12 protein-coding genes are annotated in these 16049 nt (G+C 62.7%); 3 read left to right on the top strand and 9 right to left on the bottom strand.

Features of this window, described 5'->3' with window-relative positions:
• Nucleotides 1-27 precede the first annotated feature (27 nt).
• The 9 genes from PLAV_RS09860 to PLAV_RS09820 form a co-directional block, all read right to left on the bottom strand.
• On the bottom strand, nt 28-1914 hold the full coding sequence (locus PLAV_RS09860) for an acyltransferase family protein (RefSeq protein ID WP_041536581.1): 1887 nt from the start codon (nt 1912-1914) through the stop codon (nt 28-30).
• A gap of 146 nt (nt 1915-2060) precedes the next feature.
• Nucleotides 2061-2348, bottom strand: a complete 288-nt coding sequence (locus PLAV_RS09855) for a hypothetical protein (RefSeq protein WP_012110856.1) — start codon at nt 2346-2348, stop codon at nt 2061-2063.
• The gene (locus PLAV_RS09850) at nt 2348-3604 is read right to left on the bottom strand and encodes a hypothetical protein (RefSeq protein ID WP_012110855.1); all 1257 of its coding nucleotides are present in this window, start codon (nt 3602-3604) and stop codon (nt 2348-2350) included. The genes PLAV_RS09855 and PLAV_RS09850 overlap by 1 nt, the downstream gene beginning before the upstream one ends.
• 70 nt (nt 3605-3674) lie before the next feature.
• Nucleotides 3675-4418, bottom strand: coding sequence for a proteasome-type protease (locus PLAV_RS09845; RefSeq protein ID WP_012110854.1), 744 nt, complete (start codon nt 4416-4418; stop codon nt 3675-3677).
• Nucleotides 4419-4478: 60 nt separating this feature from the next.
• A complete protein-coding gene (locus tag PLAV_RS09840; RefSeq protein WP_012110853.1) occupies nt 4479-5300 on the bottom strand; it encodes a transglutaminase family protein in 822 nt (273 codons plus the stop codon).
• 12 nt (nt 5301-5312) lie between these two features.
• Complete coding sequence (locus tag PLAV_RS09835; RefSeq protein ID WP_012110852.1) at nt 5313-6254, bottom strand: alpha-E domain-containing protein; 942 nt, start codon at nt 6252-6254, stop codon at nt 5313-5315.
• A gap of 4 nt (nt 6255-6258) precedes the next feature.
• Nucleotides 6259-7677 (bottom strand): circularly permuted type 2 ATP-grasp protein, encoded by a 1419-nt coding sequence (locus PLAV_RS09830; protein ID WP_012110851.1) that lies wholly within the window; start codon nt 7675-7677, stop codon nt 6259-6261.
• A 173-nt stretch (nt 7678-7850) separates the two neighbouring features.
• Nucleotides 7851-9134: a lytic murein transglycosylase gene (locus PLAV_RS09825; RefSeq protein WP_012110850.1), complete on the bottom strand. Its 1284-nt coding sequence runs from the start codon at nt 9132-9134 to the stop codon at nt 7851-7853.
• A gap of 100 nt (nt 9135-9234) precedes the next feature.
• Nucleotides 9235-11229 carry a beta-galactosidase gene (locus PLAV_RS09820; RefSeq protein WP_012110849.1) on the bottom strand — a complete coding sequence of 665 codons (1995 nt, stop codon included), beginning with the start codon at nt 11227-11229 and terminating at the stop codon, nt 9235-9237.
• Nucleotides 11230-11324: 95 nt separating this feature from the next.
• Between PLAV_RS09820 and melA the strand changes: the two genes are divergently transcribed.
• From melA to PLAV_RS18920, 3 genes are all read left to right on the top strand, one after another.
• Entirely contained in the window at nt 11325-12638 is a 1314-nt protein-coding gene (gene melA / locus PLAV_RS09815) for an alpha-glucosidase/alpha-galactosidase (RefSeq protein ID WP_012110848.1), read from the top strand.
• 82 nt (nt 12639-12720) lie between these two features.
• Entirely contained in the window at nt 12721-14418 is a 1698-nt protein-coding gene (locus PLAV_RS18925; protein ID WP_012110847.1) for a DUF368 domain-containing protein, read from the top strand.
• Nucleotides 14419-14477: 59 nt separating this feature from the next.
• Nucleotides 14478-16049: a sensor histidine kinase gene (locus PLAV_RS18920; protein ID WP_012110846.1), complete on the top strand. Its 1572-nt coding sequence runs from the start codon at nt 14478-14480 to the stop codon at nt 16047-16049.

Here is a 16049-nt window from a genome sequence, read left to right as displayed (position 1 = left end):
CTTTTCAAGCGAAGGCCATCCGGCGCCTCACCGGCGCGGCTTGCCTTCAGCGAGGCCGAGTTGTGCTTCAATCCTGTTCGCAGCGAAACGGGCACCTTCAAGAGTGAGGTGCCCGTAGTCGAACTCCACCGGTACCTTGCCTCCAATCATGGAGACGCATTTTCCGGCGGGACAGATGATGTCGATCATCGATATGTAGGTCACGCCGTTTCGCTCCGCTATGGCGGCGACTTGTTTGCCGACCTCCACACGCGACCAGTCGACCGCCGAGGAAACGATCCGCGGGCTGTCGTGATAGAGGCTTCGCGCGAGCAGCAGGGGAACCGAACTCTCATATTCCGGGACCGGCCCGAGAACGATTACCTGTTCGACATGCTGCTTGAGGAAGGCGAGCGTCTCGTCAAGCTGATCGAGCTCATCTTCTTCCCAGCGCGCGGCGATGATGACGCCGTCTATATCCTGCTCTTGCAGAAAATCCTCGAAAATATACCGCATCGTGCTCGTGCAGCGCAGCGCGCCTGTTGCGCCCACGAACGGCATGCAGCCGGATGCCGTCGCCTGGAGGAAATGCCATTCGTCGATTTCGAGCGAGAGTGCGCGCCAGATATGGCCTGCATGGCTGTCGCCCAGAACAAGAAAATCCGGCTTCGCCGGATCGGGCGTAAGGCATTCTTTCTTGTCGATCGGCCTGCCCTCATGCACCAGCCCCAACATGCAGACGCCGGGCCGGAACTGATACTCATAGGCGGGCAAATCCCTGTAGGCGGAATATTGCGCCACCTTGAGCACATCGGGCGGAAATGTCCGCCCGACCTGCCCCATGGCCGCCATCGACCAGCCCGCGAAAGCCAGCACCGCCAAGGCGGCGGCGCCGGACATGACGACCCGCCCTGTCGGGAGAGAGCCGAGCCCGTAGCGGAACGGCTGCTCCACCAGCGGCCGCGACACGGCGGCGAGAAGGAACGACACGACAATGACAAAGGCAGTCGACCACCAATCGGCCAATGGCCCGAACACAAATGTGTAATAGACGATCACCGGCCAATGCCAGAGATACCAGGCATAGGAAACCAGACCGACATATTTGACCGGCGGGGTGCTCAGTACGCCGCCGATAAATGTGCCCTGCCCGTAAGCTATGACAAGAGCGGTGCCGAGCACGGGATAGAGAGCATTCCAGCCGGGGAAATAACTCTCTTCATCGAGCAGGAAGAGCCCGAGGCCGATGACGATGATTCCCGCGGCGGCAAGGAAGTGACGGAGCCGCTGCGACGACACGCGCGGCACCCATCCGACGGCGATCAATGCGCCGACACCCAACTCCCATGCCCGTGTCGGCAGAAGATAGAAAGTAGCCGAGGGTGACGTCACCACGCCGACGGCGCTGGCGGCGAAGGAAAGGACGACGGCGGCGAAAATCCACGCGCCATATCGCCGGCCGCCGAAACGATGGATGGCGATGATGAAAAAGGGAAAGAAAAGATAGAACTGTTCTTCGACCGCCAGCGACCATGTATGCAGCAAAGGCCGCAAGGCGCTGGGCGCATCGAAGTATCCCGAAGACTGCCAGAAGAAAATGTTCGACGAAAACAGCGAGACGGCGATGAGACTTTTCGAGAGTTCATCGAACTCGTTGGGAAGAAACAGGTAGTAGCCGATGATCGCGGTGACGATCAGGACCACGGCCAGGACGGGAACGATCCTCAATATCCTTCGGCGATAGAAATGCAGAATGGAAAATGTTCCCGCTTCCGCCTCGCCGACGATGATGCGCGTGATCAGATATCCCGATATGACGAAGAAGACGTCGACACCGGTATAGCCGCCCGACAGCTGAGAAAAACCTGCATGAAACAGAACGACGGGAAGGATGGCGAGAGCCCGCAACCCGTCGATCTCTGGGCGATACTTCATGTCGAGGTTCAAGCGTCTTCCTTCGAACTCATGACCTGCCGCTCCATGTACCGGACCGGCCCCGCGAGGAGCCGGCTGCCGCTGAAGGAAGCGTAACGATTAGACGCGAGCTCTTTTGCAGTATCAAGAAGAAGCTGGACCGCCGCCTAGGGAACCGCGATTGCCGCTATTTCCGGGTCCGGCGTGCGGAGATGCACTTCGCAGAGCCAGTCGCCGGTGGGAACGAGAGGTGTCGCCGTCTCGCCGGTTTCGGGGTCGGGTTCCGGCGTGCCCGGCACCGTTTCCGCCCAGGGGTAGACGATGCGGGCGCCGTCGAAGAGGGGGCCGCCCGCGCTGTCTCGCGTGACGAAGGGGCGGGGTTTGCCCGTTTGCGCCACTTCGAGAAGAGCCGCGAGCGCGGCGGGGCTTTCTGCTTTCAGCGTGTAGATATGCATCAGGAAATCCTTTCGATGCTCGAGAACTCGACGGCGCCGTTCAGGCAGGCGCCGCCGCCGAAGGCAGAGCCGATACGCGCTGCGGCAAGCGCCGGAAGGACACAGGAGCCGCCATGGGCACCACCCGCGACGCCTGTCGCCTCAAGGCTCCACGCGCCGTTGGCGCAGACATAATCGATGACCTTACGGCCGGGCGCGGCGAAAGCTTCGGCCGTCTCGAGAACCAGATCGTCGGCGCCGCCATTCCTCACCGAGAGGCGCAACTTGTTTCCCGTACCGATGGCAAGCGTGATGCAATTGCCGTCATCTGTGCCTCGGCTCCAGATCGTGCGCGGCGACGGATCGGAAAGCCGGACGAGATCGATGATGTCCCGGCCGCGAAAGCCTTCTCCGAGCGCGAAGGCAGGCGCGAGGACGTCGAATGCCGGGATGACGATATCGCTCGCGAAGCGCGTGGCGGCGGCGCCGCCGGTGACGATGGGCGGGACGGCGAAGCTGCTTTCGACGAGCTGGTTCAGGACGAAATGGACCGTGGCGCCCGGCCCTGCATAAAGCGCCCACCAGCGCGACGAACTGGAGGGCGCGTAGGCCGGGCCCTCCGCGGCCACATAGGCGGCGGAGGCCGGAAGATCCGTCCGCGCGCCGGAGACGGACGCGCCGCCCGACTGCGCAAAGCCGAGCTGGCAGGCGCTACCCCTGTAGTAGAGGGAGGGCGTGTGAGGCGTGGCGGAGGCGAACTGCCCGGCCGCCCATGCCCACGCAACGCCGCTGCCGGCGCTGTTGTCGAGCTTGTAGACCTTGCCGGAGGAACAGACGCCGGAAAGGCCAGCCTCGGCGAGAGCCGCCGCATCGTCGACCACCGAAAGCACCGCCGCCGCGCCGCCCTTCGAGATATTGACGAGCCCTGCGGGATTGGCGTTGTGGTTGGTGCAGCGGTTCTGGAACTGGCCCCAGACATCGAGGCCGATGCCGGGCAGAACGGGCGCTTCATCGGCAGCGAAAACATGGAGACCGTCTTCGCCTTGCATGAGCGCCGGCGAGGAACGTACACAGACGAACATGTCGCCGGGCGATGCGGCATGGCCGGCACGCAGATAGGCACCTGTCGCGAAATCCGCCGACCAGGCCACGGGCTCCGGCAACAACACGGCCTCTCGCATCGAGGGCGCGAAACGCCGCCATTGCGGCGGCGCGGAGAGCTGCCAGGCGATGTCGCCGCCCAGCGGGAAAGACGTCAGTCTGCCGATATTCGACATGGGAATGCTCCTGTCCAATGGATCGGGGACAGTCTGGAGCAGCCCATGCGAGGCGGGGATTAGTGGAAGGTCAGAATTCCCAGCCGGGGCCCGGGATTGCCCGATAGGCTTGCGTCAGCGCATCGGACCAGGAATGGCGGAGGCCGGTGAAATAGGCATCGTCATCCTTGATGCGCCGCTGCATCGCGACCTTGAGGGCGTTGCGGCGATAGACCATGAGATCGATCGGCATGCCGACCGAGAGGTTGGAGCGCATGGTCGAATCCATGGAGATCAGCGCGAGCTTGAGCCCATCTCCCAGCGCAGTGTCGTAGCTGAGCGCGCGGTCGATGATGGGCTTGCCATATTTGTGCTCGCCGATCTGAAGATAGGGCGTGTCTTCCGTCGCCTCGATATAGTTGCCCGCCGAATAGACCTGGAAGAGGCGCATCTCGCCATTGCCGACCTGGCCGCCCATCAGGATCGAGACATTGAAATCGCCCGCCTGCGCCTCGAGAGAGGGACCGTCGATGCGATAGACCTCGCGCACGGCCTGGCCCATGAGCTGGGCGGCGCGGACCATGGTGGGCACGGTGTGCAGCGTTTCCAGTTCGTCGCCGTCGCGCACCCGCACGCCCTGCTCCACCGCCATGTTGACGGCGGCCTGGCTGACCGCGAGATTGCCCGCCGTCATGATGCCGATGACGCGCTCGCCGGGATGTTCGATCGTGGAGAGCTTGCGGAAGGTGGAGATGTTGTCGACGCCGGCATTGGTGCGCGTGTCCGCCAGCATCACCAGCCCGTCCTTGAGCCGAAGGGCCACACAATAAGTCATCGGGTCGCGTCTCCCGGTTTCGCCCGGCGCCTGCCGGACCTTACCTGTTTGTCGTTAGCATCACTGCTGCTGGGCGGCAGCGTCATCCACCTTGAGGCGGACCTCCATCGTCTCCTCGCCGCCGCCGCGCCGGAGGCCCCGGATGGGCGCCGTCTCCAGATAATCGAGACCGGAGGCGACACGCACGTGGGCAGCCGTCGGGCAGGTGCGGTTGGCGACGTCGAATCCGACCCAGCCAAGGCCGTCAATATAGGCCTCCGCCCATGCGTGGCTAGCCTCATATTCGGTGTCGCCGACATCCCAGAGATAGCCGCTCACATAACGCGCCGGGATGCCCGCAAGCCGCGCCGCCGAGATGAAGACATGGGTGTGGTCCTGGCAAACGCCGAAGCCGCTGGCCAGGGCCTCCGCCGCCGTCGTGGCGGCATGGGTTTCGCCGATCCGGTAATCGACCGCATCCCGCACCGCGCCCATCAACCGGTGGGCAATATCGAGCGGCGTCCCGTCCGACGCCTCGCGGACCGTTTCGCTGAGCGCCGTGATCGCATCGTCGGGCGCGCTGAGTTCCGTCTGGCGCAGGAAGAAGACGGGGGGAAAAGGCTCATAGGTGCCGAGCACCACGCCGCCCGTGTCCTGCGTCTCGACCTCGCCATGGACGGTCAGCGTGATCTCGCTATGCAGCCTCTCGATATAAAGCGTTTGCAGGACATTGCCATAGGCGTCCCTGCTTTCGGTGACGGTGCCGAAGGGCGGTGGCGTGAACCGCCAGGAAAGGACCTTCTGGCAGCCATTGTCGAGCGGACGCAGGCGAAGCATCTGCATCGAATAATTGGCCGCCGCCTCGTAGCGGTAGGTGGTTTCCTGATGGATCTGGATGCGCATGAGGGGATCGTATCACATCAGATAGCTGCGGCTGATCTCAATACCGAGCCGGTCGTTCTGTTCGATATGGTCGCTCAGGAACTCGTGCAGGCCCTGGCGGAAGACATCCTCGACCTGGCCGAAACGGAGCCGCGAATAGATTTGCCCGGCGATGCGGTGGCATTCATGGCGCTGGCCATATTCCTCGGCAAGCTTGTCGAGACAGTTCTTGATCTCGGCCGAACAGCTGATGAGGGAACGCGGCATCTCCTCCCGCATGATGAGGAACTCGGCGATGAGCCAGGGCTTCAGCCCCTCGCGGTAGACGGCGTTGTAGCTGCGATAGCCGGAGACGGCGCGCAGGATCGACGCCCATTGGTAATAGTCGATGCCGCCGCCGACCTCGGCATGTTCGGGCAGGAGGACGTGATACTTCACGTCGAGGATGCGCGCCGTGTTGTCGCTGCGCTCGATGAAGGTACCGAGCCGCGTGAAATAATAGCTGTCGCGGCGGAGCATGGTGGCGACGGTGCCGCCGGTGAAGAGGAGCGAGCAATCCTTTACCCAGTCGAGGAAACGGTGAAGACCGCTGCCGCGCACGCGCGCCTCGTTCCAGCCGGGCAGCGCGAGCCATGCGGCGTTGAGGCATTCCCATTGCTCGGTGGTGAGCGCGGTGCGGACGGCGCGCGCATTGCGCCGCGCGGTCTCGATGCAGGCGCGGATGCTGGACGGATTTTCCGGGTCGAAGGCGAGATAGGAGATGACGTTTTCCGGCGTCGCCTCCTCATGCTTCGCATAGAAACCTTCCTCGCAACCGGAGACGACGACCGTCGAATGCCATTCGCTGCCATCCGCCTCCGCGATCGACGGCATGAGCGAGAGGCGATCCGTGACGCGGAGCGTGCGCGCGAGGTTTTCGGCGCGCTCCATATAGCGCGCGATCCAGAACAGGCTGTCGGCTGTGCGGCTCAGCATCGCATCAGTCCTTCAATACCCAGGTGTCCTTGGTGCCGCCGCCCTGGCTGGAATTGACGACGAGCGAGCCCTCGCGCATGGCGACGCGCGTGAGCCCGCCGGGCACGACCTTGATCTCCTTGCCGGAAAGAATGAAGGGCCGGAGATCGACATGGCGCGGCGCCACGCCTTCATTGACGAAAGTCGGACAAGTGGAAAGCGCGAGCGTCGGCTGCGCGATGTATTTTTCCGGGTAAGCCTTCACCCGCGCGCCGAAGAGTTCCAGCTCTTCCTTCGCCGCCTTCGGCCCGACAAGCATTCCATAGCCGCCGGAGCCGTGCACTTCCTTCACCACCAGTTCGGCGAGATGCTCAAGCACATAGGCGGCATCTGCCTTTTCCGCGCAGCGCCATGTCGGGACGTTCTTGAGGATCGGCTTTTCGTCGAGATAGAACTCCACCATCTTCGGCACATAGGTATAGATCGCCTTGTCGTCGGCGATGCCGGCACCGACGGCATTTGTGAGGTTCACATTGCCTGCGCGATAGGCGTTCATCAGGCCCGCGACGCCGAGTGCGGAATCCGCCTTGAAGGTGAGCGGGTCGAGAAAATCATCATCGACGCGGCGATAGATCACATCGACGCGCTTCGGCCCCTGCGTCGTCCGCATATAGACGACATCGTCCATCACATAGAGGTCCGGCCCCTCGACAAGCTCGACGCCCATCTGGTCGGCGAGGAAGGAATGCTCGTAATAGGCGCTATTGTAGATGCCTGGCGTGAGCACGACGACGGTCGGCTCGCCCGGACAATTGCGCGGCGCGACGGAGGTGAGCGTGCGCATCAGTTCGTCGCAATAATGATCGACCGGCGCGACATTGTAGCGGGAGAAGAGATCGGGGAAGAGCCGCATCGTGATTTCACGGTTCTCCAGCATGTAGGAGACGCCGGACGGCGTGCGGCAATTATCCTCCAGCACATAGAATTCTTCCGGCCCCACACGCACCATGTCGATGCCCGCGATATGCGTGTAGACGTTGTGCGGAACGGCGACGCCCTGCATCTGGTAACGATAGGTATCGTTCAACAGAACATTGTCGCGCGGCACGATGCCGGCCCGCAGAATTTCCTGACTGCCATAGATATCGGCGATGAAGGCATTGAGAGCCCTGACGCGCTGGATCAGGCCATCGGAAATCTGCCGCCACTCGGCTGCTTCGAGAATGCGCGGGATGATGTCGAAGGGAATGATGCGTTCGGGATCGCCACCCTCGCCATAAACCGCGAAGGTGATGCCGATGCGGCGGAAAAACGTCTCCGCCTCTTCCCGCCGGAGCGTGAGAATATCGAGCGGCGTTTCATCCAGCCAGCTCTGCAGCGTTCTGTACGCCGCACGAACCTCGCGGCCGGGCGTCCCCATTTCGTCGAAGATGGCGTGCGCCATCGATTCTCCTGCCACTGTGGCGCTTGTCTGCGCCTTTTGAGCCTATAGGGAGAGCAAAAGCGATGCCATTCCCGGAAACATGGCGTTTTCGGCTTTTGCAGGAAAAAAACCACGCCTTCTGTCCAGTTTTTGGTCGGCGGCGGCTCCAGCCGCCGAGAAAAGAGGCAATGCGCTCAACGGCCGCGCAGCTTCTCCAGCAGCTCATGCGTCGGATAGCCGTCCGCCGGAAGGCCGAGGCTTGCCTGGTAGGCGCGAATGGCCTTGCGCGTATTGAAGCCGATGATGCCGTCGACCCCGCCCGTCTCGTAACCCTTGTCGAGCAGGAGCTGCTGAAGATCGTGGCGTTCCTGACGCCCAAGCGGCCGGTCGCCGCGGGGCCAGGAGGCGACGATCTCTCCCCTGCCCTTGAACCGGTCCGCGAGCAGGTTCACGGCGAGCGAATAGGAGGTCGAGGCGTTATAGGCGAGCACAGTACGGAAATTGTTCATGACGATGAAAGCAGGGCCGCGATAGCCCGACGGCAGGAAGATCGATGCCTTCTCGCCCATCTCGCCACTCGGGAACGGGCGCCCGTCGATGCGGGCGACGCCAAGCTTCTGCCATTCGCCCACCGGCTGCGACACCGACATATCTGCCTCGCCGTAATCGAAGCCTTGCGGCAGCTTCACCTCATAGCCCCAGACGGCACCGCGCTGCCAACCGGAATTGCCGAGATAATGCGCGGCGGACGCAAGCGCATCCGCATGCGAATTCCAGATGTCGCGGCGCCCGTCGCCATCGAAATCGACGGCATGGGCATTGTAGGTGGTGGGAATGAACTGGGTGTGGCCCATCGCGCCCGCCCAGGAACCGGTCATGCGCTCGGGCGCAATATCGCCGTTCTGGATGATCTGAAGCGCGGCGATGAGCTGCGAACGTCCATATTCGACGCGGCGGCCTTCAAAGCCAAGTGTCGCAAGCGAGCGAACGACGCTCATCGTTCCCTGGAAGGAACCGTAATTGGATTCGAGACCCCAGATCGCCACCAGCACATGACGGTCGACGCCATAACGCGCCTCGATCCGGTCAAGCAACGCCTTGTTCTCGGCGAGAAGCCGCTTGCCCGTCGCGACGCGCGTATCGGACAACGCGCCTTCGAGATATTCCCAGACCGGCCGCGTGAACTCCGGCTGGCTTTCATTGGCCTCTATGACTTTCTCGTCGAGCCGCACGCCCTTCATGGACCGGTCGAAAGTGGCCGGAGCGATACCGGCCTTGAGCGCGTCCTCGCGGAAGGCGGTGAGCCAATCCGCGAAGGCCGGCGCGTCGGCACTGACCGGCGGAGCCATGGGCACACCGCGCGGCACATCGGTCGAAGCGGTGGCGCCGCAGCCTGCAAGGGCAAGCCCGAACACGACGCCAAGCGGCGCCGCTATCCGCACAAAGGAACGGAGCCTTGAAAGACGGAAGCCGGGCATCGAACGCACTCCAACGGATATCGGGCCAGAGGAAACCATGGATGAGACGCTATCACGCTCCTCAAGAAAATCGCAGATAGCATCCTCCCCTGTCAGTCCATTAACCGTTCGCTGGAACGTCCGTATGCAGAACCGCCACACCGCCGACTTCAAGCCGGGGTTGGCCGAGCACAAACTCACTAGCGGGGAAATAAGGCGAGATGTCGGCGGCGGCCGGGCCGTAGTTGAAAACGAAGCGGTAAGGCCCACGCCGGCGGCTGCGCAAGCCGGCTGGAAGCTCGCCCGTTGCGAGGCCCGCCTCCCGCGCCAGCCGCTCCACTACCCCGTTGAGGAATGCGTCGTCCGGCCAGCCGGCGAGGTAATGCGCGCGGCCCTTGCGGGTGAAGGCCGGATGCCCGTCTTCCGTCTCCGCCAGCACCTCGACGCCCGCCTCCGGAACGACGAATTCGCGCCAGCGGTCGAAGCTGTAGTTTTCATTGTCGTAGCGGACGGGAACGGCGCCGTGGGGCCGGAAACTCTCGGCGCGCGTGACCTTTACGCCGAGCAGGCCGGAGAGGATGCCGGGAGCGAGATTGTCCGGTATCCGGTGAGACGCTGTGCGGCTGCCGCTGCGTGCGGCAATGAGGAGCGTTCCCTTGCAAGCCGCGAGCGACGCGGCGAGACGCTCCGGCACATGCGGCATGGAAGGAACGAGGACAAGCGCGTAACCGCTCACTTCGGCATCGGGCCCGACGACATCGACATCGAGCCCGAGACGGCGGAGCGAGCGGTACATCGCAAAGACCTGCTCCACATAGGAGAAGCTGCGCCCTTGCGGCTGCACGCGGAGGAACCATGCCGCCTCATAGGAAAAGACGAGCGCCACCCGTGCGGAAGCGGACGCACCGAGCGGACCGAGCGAGGCGAGATCCTGCGAGAGCTGCTTCACTTCATGGAAGGCGCGGTCCGGTTCGCCATCCGGCAGGTTGAGCCCGGCATGAAACTGCTCCTGCGCGAAAGGCGCCTGCCGCCAGCGGAAGTAAGAAATCGTCTCCGCACCATGCGCGAAGCCCTCAAGCCCCCAGAGACGGACGAGACCGGGCTGCGCATCCACGTTGTAATGCGCCCAGTTCACCGGGCCGGGCTGCTGCTCCATGACCCAGAAGCGGCCACGGCCGGCACCCCGATAAAGATCGTGGTGGAATGCCTGAAGATCGGGATCGCCCGTGCGCATAAAGGCGGTCTTGTGAGCGGCGTCGCCCGGAAAGACGTCGAGACTTCCCAGCGGATAGGAATCCCAGGTTGCAATATCGAGGTCCTTCATCACCTCGTAGTGATCGAAGTCGAGAAAGAAGGTCATGAAATTGTGGAGAATGTCGCGGCCGGGCGAAAGGGCGCGGATGATTTCGACCTGCACGCGATTGAACGCCGCGACCTGATCCGACGAATAGCGATGAAAATCGGCGCGATGTGCCGGGTTCGCCTCCGTGACCGTGCCGGAAGGCAGGTCGATCTCATCGAAGCTGCGATATTCCATGCTCCAGAAGACATTGCCCCAGGCATCGTTGAGCGCGGCGACCGATCCGTAGCGATCGCGCAGCCAATGACGAAAGCCGAGCCGCGCCTCGTCGGAATAGGAAAGCACCGTGTCGTGGCAGCCATATTCATTGTCGGTCTGCCAGGCGACGATGGCCGGATGCTGCCCGAATGTCTCAGCCAGCGCCTTCACGATACGCGCACATTCGCGCCGGTATCCGGCATGGGAGAAGCAGTAGTGGCGGCGCGACGCAAAGCCGCGGGGCCGCCCATGCCGGTCTACCGGCAACATGTCGGGCATCGAATCGACCAGCCATTTGGGGGGCGTTGCCGTCGGCGTCCCGAGAACGACCTGGAGGCCCTCGCCATGCAGCGTATCGAGCGCGCGGGATAGCCAGTCGAAATCGTAAGTTCCCGGCTCCGGCTCCAGCCGGGACCAGGCGAACTCGCCGATGCGGACGCGGGAAATCCCCGCCTCACGCATGCGCCGGGCATCCTCCGGCCACATGGCTTCCGGCCAGTGCTCCGGGTAATAGCAGACGCCGATCGAGACGTCGGTGAGGCTTTGAGCTTGCGGCATGGTTTCTCCCTCTGCCCACCAGATTGCCGGAAACGCCGGCGCTTGCAAGAGCGCTCCTCATGGCCAATGCTGGCCCCGCCAAAAGGGGAAACGACATGACCAAAGTCTGCATGATCGGCGCGGGCAGCACTGTTTTCATGAAAAATCTGGTGGGCGACATCCTGCTGAACGAGATGTTCGCGGATTGCCACATCGCGCTGCACGACATCGATGAGGCACGGCTGAAAACTTCTGCCATCGTGGCGGGAAAGATCGCCGATGCGCTTTCGGTTTCACCCGAGATCACCGCGACGACGGACCGGCGCGAAGCTCTTGCGGGCGCCGACTTCGTGATCGTCATGATCCAGGTCGCGGGCTACAAGCCGGGCACGGTTGTCGATTTTGAAATTCCGAAAAAGCATGGCCTGCGGCAGACCATCGCCGACACGCTGGGCGTGGGCGGAATCATGCGCGGACTGCGGACCGTGCCCGTGCTGCTCGATATCGCAAACGATATGCGCGAGCTCTGCCCCAGGGCGCTCATGTTGCAATATGTAAACCCGATGGCGATCAACTGCTGGGCGCTGAACCGGCTGGCGCCCGACATCGCCCATGTCGGCCTCTGCCACTCGGTGCAGGGTACGGCTTACGAACTCTCCAAGGATCTCGATGTCGACTACAAGTCGCTGCGCTATCAATGCGCCGGCATCAACCACATGGCGTTCTATACGAAATTCGAACGCGAACTGCCGGACGGCACGCGCGAGGATCTCTACCCGAAACTGAAAGAGATTGCGGCGCGGGGCGAGGAACCGGGCTGGAACAAGGTACGCTATGAAATGCTCCGCCGGACTGGTTATTTCGTAACCGAATCGAGCGAACACTTCGCCGAATATGTGCCGTGGTTCATCAAGCGCGACAGGCCGGACCTGATCGAGAGATTCAACATTCCGCTCGACGAATATATCCGCCGCTGCGAGGAGCAGATCGCGGCATGGGACGCGCAGGAGCGCGAACTCGTTTCGGCGAACCGGCTGGAGGTGAAGTTCTCCGGCGAATATGGTGCGAAAATCATGCGCGCGGTCGTGTCGGGCAAGCCCACCGTCATCAACGGCAATGTCGCCAATAACGGCCTCATCGACAACCTGCCGGCGGGGGCCTGCGTGGAGGTGCCTTGCCTCGTCGATGCGAACGGCGTGACGCCGACGCGGGTGGGAGCCCTGCCGCCGCAGCTCGCGGCGATGATGCAGACCAATATCAACGTGCAATCGCTGACGATGGAAGCCATAGCCACCGGCAAGCGCGAACATATCTACCATGCCGCCATGATGGACCCGCACACGGCGGCGGAGCTTTCGCTCGACCAGATATGGGCGCTCGTCGACGACCTGATCGAGGCACATGGCGACTGGTTGCCCGCCTACCGCTAGCCGCCGATTTCGGTGTCATTTCCCGGCCCTGAATATAGACTCGCCTGTGATTCATCCTTCCGTTGCCGATCGGAGACGACGCATGCCGCCAAGCAGAACCTCGAGCGACGTGTCACTGTCGACGGAATGGCAGTGGAAGCCACTTCTGGGATGGAGCATAGCGGCGCTGCTTTTCGCTGCTTCATGGCTGTGGCCGGCGACGCGGGCCTGTTGGGACCTTTTGGATGCGGCGCTCTTCCGCGCGCTGAACGGAACTGTCGCCTGGGGCGAGCCTTTCGCTATCTTCTGGGCCCTGGCGGACAGCGGGCAGTTCCTCGCATTTCTGCTGTTAGCAAGTTTCGTCATTTATTTTCGCGTCATCGCGCGCGGCGATCTCGACCGCTTTCGCGACGGCCTCGGCTTCGCGGTTTTCACCGCCCTTGTTCTGGCGGTTGCCTTTTTCCTTTTGAAGACTGTGGCGCAGCCCCGCCTTTCGCCCTCTCTCGTTTTCGAGACCTATCATTCGATCGGAAATCTGGTGCCCTGGGCGCAGACGACTGAAAATTCTTCCGCCAGCTTTCCCGACATCCGCACATCCCTGATGATTGTGCTTGCTGCCCTCTGGTGGCGCGGCCTCACATGGCGGCTCGGCCTTGCAGGCGCGGCGCTCGCGTTCCTCTTCACGCTGCCCCCCATCGCGGCAGGCGCACACTGGCCCACAGATGCCGCGGTTACGGGCGGCACACTCGCCATGCTGACATTGGCGATCATGAGCGGCACGCCCGCCGCCGCATGGATTACGCACGCCGCTGCCCGTCCGGCGGGATGGGCGATCTCGCGCTGGCAAGGTTTTGTGAACGAACTGAGCCCCGAGGGTCTCGACAATCCAAACCCGACGCGGCAGGTGCTGCGCGGCATGTGCGTCGGCGCGGCCGACCTCGTTCCCGGCGTCAGCGGCGGTACGATGGCGCTTATTCTCGGCATCTACAAACGGCTGATCGCCGCCATCGCGCATGTCGACAAGGAATTTCTGCAGCTTCTGCTTCGCGGACGGCTGTTGGCCGCCGCGCGCCATATCGATTTCATGTTCATTCTGCCGCTGGGCATCGGCGTTCTCCTGTCGCTGATCATTTTCAGCCGTGTCGTGCCCCTGTCTTTGATGGTGACGCATCTGCCGGAAATCACCTTCGGCTTTTTCTTCGGCCTCATCGCCGCATCCATCGTCGGCCTCATTTCACATATTGAGCCTAAAGGCTTCGCGAGTTGGATATGGATGGCTCTCGGCGTCTGCCTTGGCCTCCTGGCGGCGGTTCTCGTTCCTGTCCAGACGCCGGATGCCTGGTGGTTCATTTTTCTGTGCGGCATGGCGGCCATCGCCGCAATGCTCGTGCCCGGCATATCCGGCTCGTTCGTGCTGCTCATTCTCGGCAAATACACGGATGCGATTGACGCGCTGGGACGGCTCGACACTGCCTTCCTGCTGCCGCTGCTTGCCGGCGTGGTGACGGGTGCGCTCGCCTTCTCGCGCGCGATTGCCTGGCTGCTGAACCACTATTACCGGCAGACGATCCTGACGGTGATCGGCGTACTGGGTGGCTCGCTGCTGGCCGTGTGGCCGTTCAAGGACCGTCAATACGAGATGGTCGGTGAAAAGACGCGTCTCGTTGCGGCACATCCCTATGTACCGACCAATCTCGACTGGACGGTGATTTCGGGCGTCGTGGCCATCCTGGCGGGCGTTTTCCTCTACCGCCTGCTTGACCGGCTGGCACAGCACACGGAGCAAACGGACACTGTGTGAACCACCGGTCACCGCCTCTTAATCAAGGTTTAAGCGGCGCCGTGCTTCACTGAGCCGGCATGTTAACCGTGTATAATTGCATAACGGTCGAACACGACCTGCGCCTCGTGGTCCTGGCGGCGCTTCTGTGTCTGTTCGCGAGCTTTTCCTCGATCAGCCTTTTCGCGCGTGCGCGGGAAGCCGGGTTGCGACAACGCTCGCTCTGGGTTCTCGCATCCGGATTCGTCGCCGGCTGCGGCATATGGGCGACGCACTTCATTGCGATGCTCGCCTTCCAGCCGGAAACGCCGACAAGCTACCAGCCGGGCCTGACATTCGCCTCGCTCATGATCGCGATCATGTTTGCAACCATCGGCTTCGCCATCGCGGACCGTTACCGGCCTTCAGGAACAGGCGGCGCCGTTGTGGGCCTGAGCATCGGGGCTATGCACTATGTCGGCATGGCCGCAACCAGCATGCACGGCCAGATGATCTGGGACCGGGACTATGTCGCCGCGTCGATCGTCCTTGGCGTGGTACTCGGCGCGGCGGCAACGCAAGCGGCCGGTTCTCTTTCGGGCCTGCGGGGACGCATCATCGGCGCAGGCCTTCTGACACTGGCCATTGCCTCACTCCATTTTACCGGCATGGCGGCCGTCACCGTGAGCTACGACGCGGCTGCACAGGTCGCATCCAACGCCGTCGAGCCTTATACCGTCGCGATTGCCGTCGCCGCGGTGACGCTTCTGATCGTTATTCTGGCTTTTGTCGGCTCCGCCGTGGAGCGGCATCTCGCCGACCGGTCGGTGCAGGAAACGATACGTCTCCGCGCGCATGTGCTCGAACTGGATGAGACCCGCAAGCAGCTCGAAAAGACCTCTGCCGAGCTTCTCGTCGCGCTGCAAAGCGCTTCATCGGCAGATCAAGCGAAATCGCAATTCCTCGCGACGATGAGCCACGAGCTTCGCACGCCTCTGAATGCCATTCTCGGATTCTCCGAGATCATGGCCGCCGAGACTTTCGGCCCGCTCAACAATGCCCGCTACAGCGACTATGTGCAGGACATATTCAAGAGCGGCAAGCACCTGTTGTCGTTGATAAACGACGTACTTGATTTCACGCGCGTGGATGCGGGGGAGCTGCATCTTCATGAAGAAGATATCGACCTCGAAGAAGCGGTGACAGACACCATTCGCATGATCTCGGCGCAAGCCAAGGCGCAGAACATCGCGCTCGACTATGAGATTGCCGCGGACCTGCCGCATCTGATCGCCGATCACCGCCGTATCCGTCAGGTGTTGCTGAACCTTCTCTCCAACGCGGTGAAGTTCACGCCGGACGGGGGCGAAGTCCACATCGGAGCCCTGGTCGCGGACGGCGCGATGCTGCTGCGCGTCACCGATACGGGCATCGGCATCGCCGCGGAGAACATTCCGCTGGCACTGGAACGCTTCGGACAGATTGATTCCGATCTCTCCAGAAAATATGAAGGAACCGGCCTAGGTCTTCCGCTTGCCAAATGCCTGATGGAACATCACGGCGGCTGCCTCGACATTGCGAGCGAACTCGGCCGTGGCACCACGGTGACGGTTACATTCCCGCCTGAACGCGTGGTGGCGGCAGCGCAGCACCCACTCCCCATGCGGGCATAG

The sequence above is a fragment of the Parvibaculum lavamentivorans DS-1 genome (genome assembly GCF_000017565.1).
Taxonomy (GTDB): domain Bacteria; phylum Pseudomonadota; class Alphaproteobacteria; order Parvibaculales; family Parvibaculaceae; genus Parvibaculum; species Parvibaculum lavamentivorans.
This window is presented reverse-complemented; position numbering and strand designations above follow the sequence as displayed.

Bases quoted from the DNA above. Each gene is read 5' to 3' on its own strand.
- PLAV_RS09860 (WP_041536581.1), bottom strand. From the start codon at position 1,914: ATGAAGTATCGCCCAGAGATCGACGGGTTGCGGGCTCTCGCCATCCTT.
- PLAV_RS09855 (WP_012110856.1), bottom strand. From the start codon at position 2,348: ATGCATATCTACACGCTGAAAGCAGAAAGCCCCGCCGCGCTCGCGGCT.
- PLAV_RS09850 (WP_012110855.1), bottom strand. From the start codon at position 3,604: ATGTCGAATATCGGCAGACTGACGTCTTTCCCGCTGGGCGGCGACATC.
- PLAV_RS09845 (WP_012110854.1), bottom strand. From the start codon at position 4,418: ATGACTTATTGTGTGGCCCTTCGGCTCAAGGACGGGCTGGTGATGCTG.
- PLAV_RS09840 (WP_012110853.1), bottom strand. From the start codon at position 5,300: ATGCGCATCCAGATCCATCAGGAAACCACCTACCGCTACGAGGCGGCG.
- PLAV_RS09835 (WP_012110852.1), bottom strand. From the start codon at position 6,254: ATGCTGAGCCGCACAGCCGACAGCCTGTTCTGGATCGCGCGCTATATG.
- PLAV_RS09830 (WP_012110851.1), bottom strand. From the start codon at position 7,677: ATGGCGCACGCCATCTTCGACGAAATGGGGACGCCCGGCCGCGAGGTT.
- PLAV_RS09825 (WP_012110850.1), bottom strand. From the start codon at position 9,134: ATGCCCGGCTTCCGTCTTTCAAGGCTCCGTTCCTTTGTGCGGATAGCG.
- PLAV_RS09820 (WP_012110849.1), bottom strand. From the start codon at position 11,229: ATGCCGCAAGCTCAAAGCCTCACCGACGTCTCGATCGGCGTCTGCTAT.
- melA (WP_012110848.1), top strand. From the start codon at position 11,325: ATGACCAAAGTCTGCATGATCGGCGCGGGCAGCACTGTTTTCATGAAA.
- PLAV_RS18925 (WP_012110847.1), top strand. From the start codon at position 12,721: ATGCCGCCAAGCAGAACCTCGAGCGACGTGTCACTGTCGACGGAATGG.
- PLAV_RS18920 (WP_012110846.1), top strand. From the start codon at position 14,478: ATGTTAACCGTGTATAATTGCATAACGGTCGAACACGACCTGCGCCTC.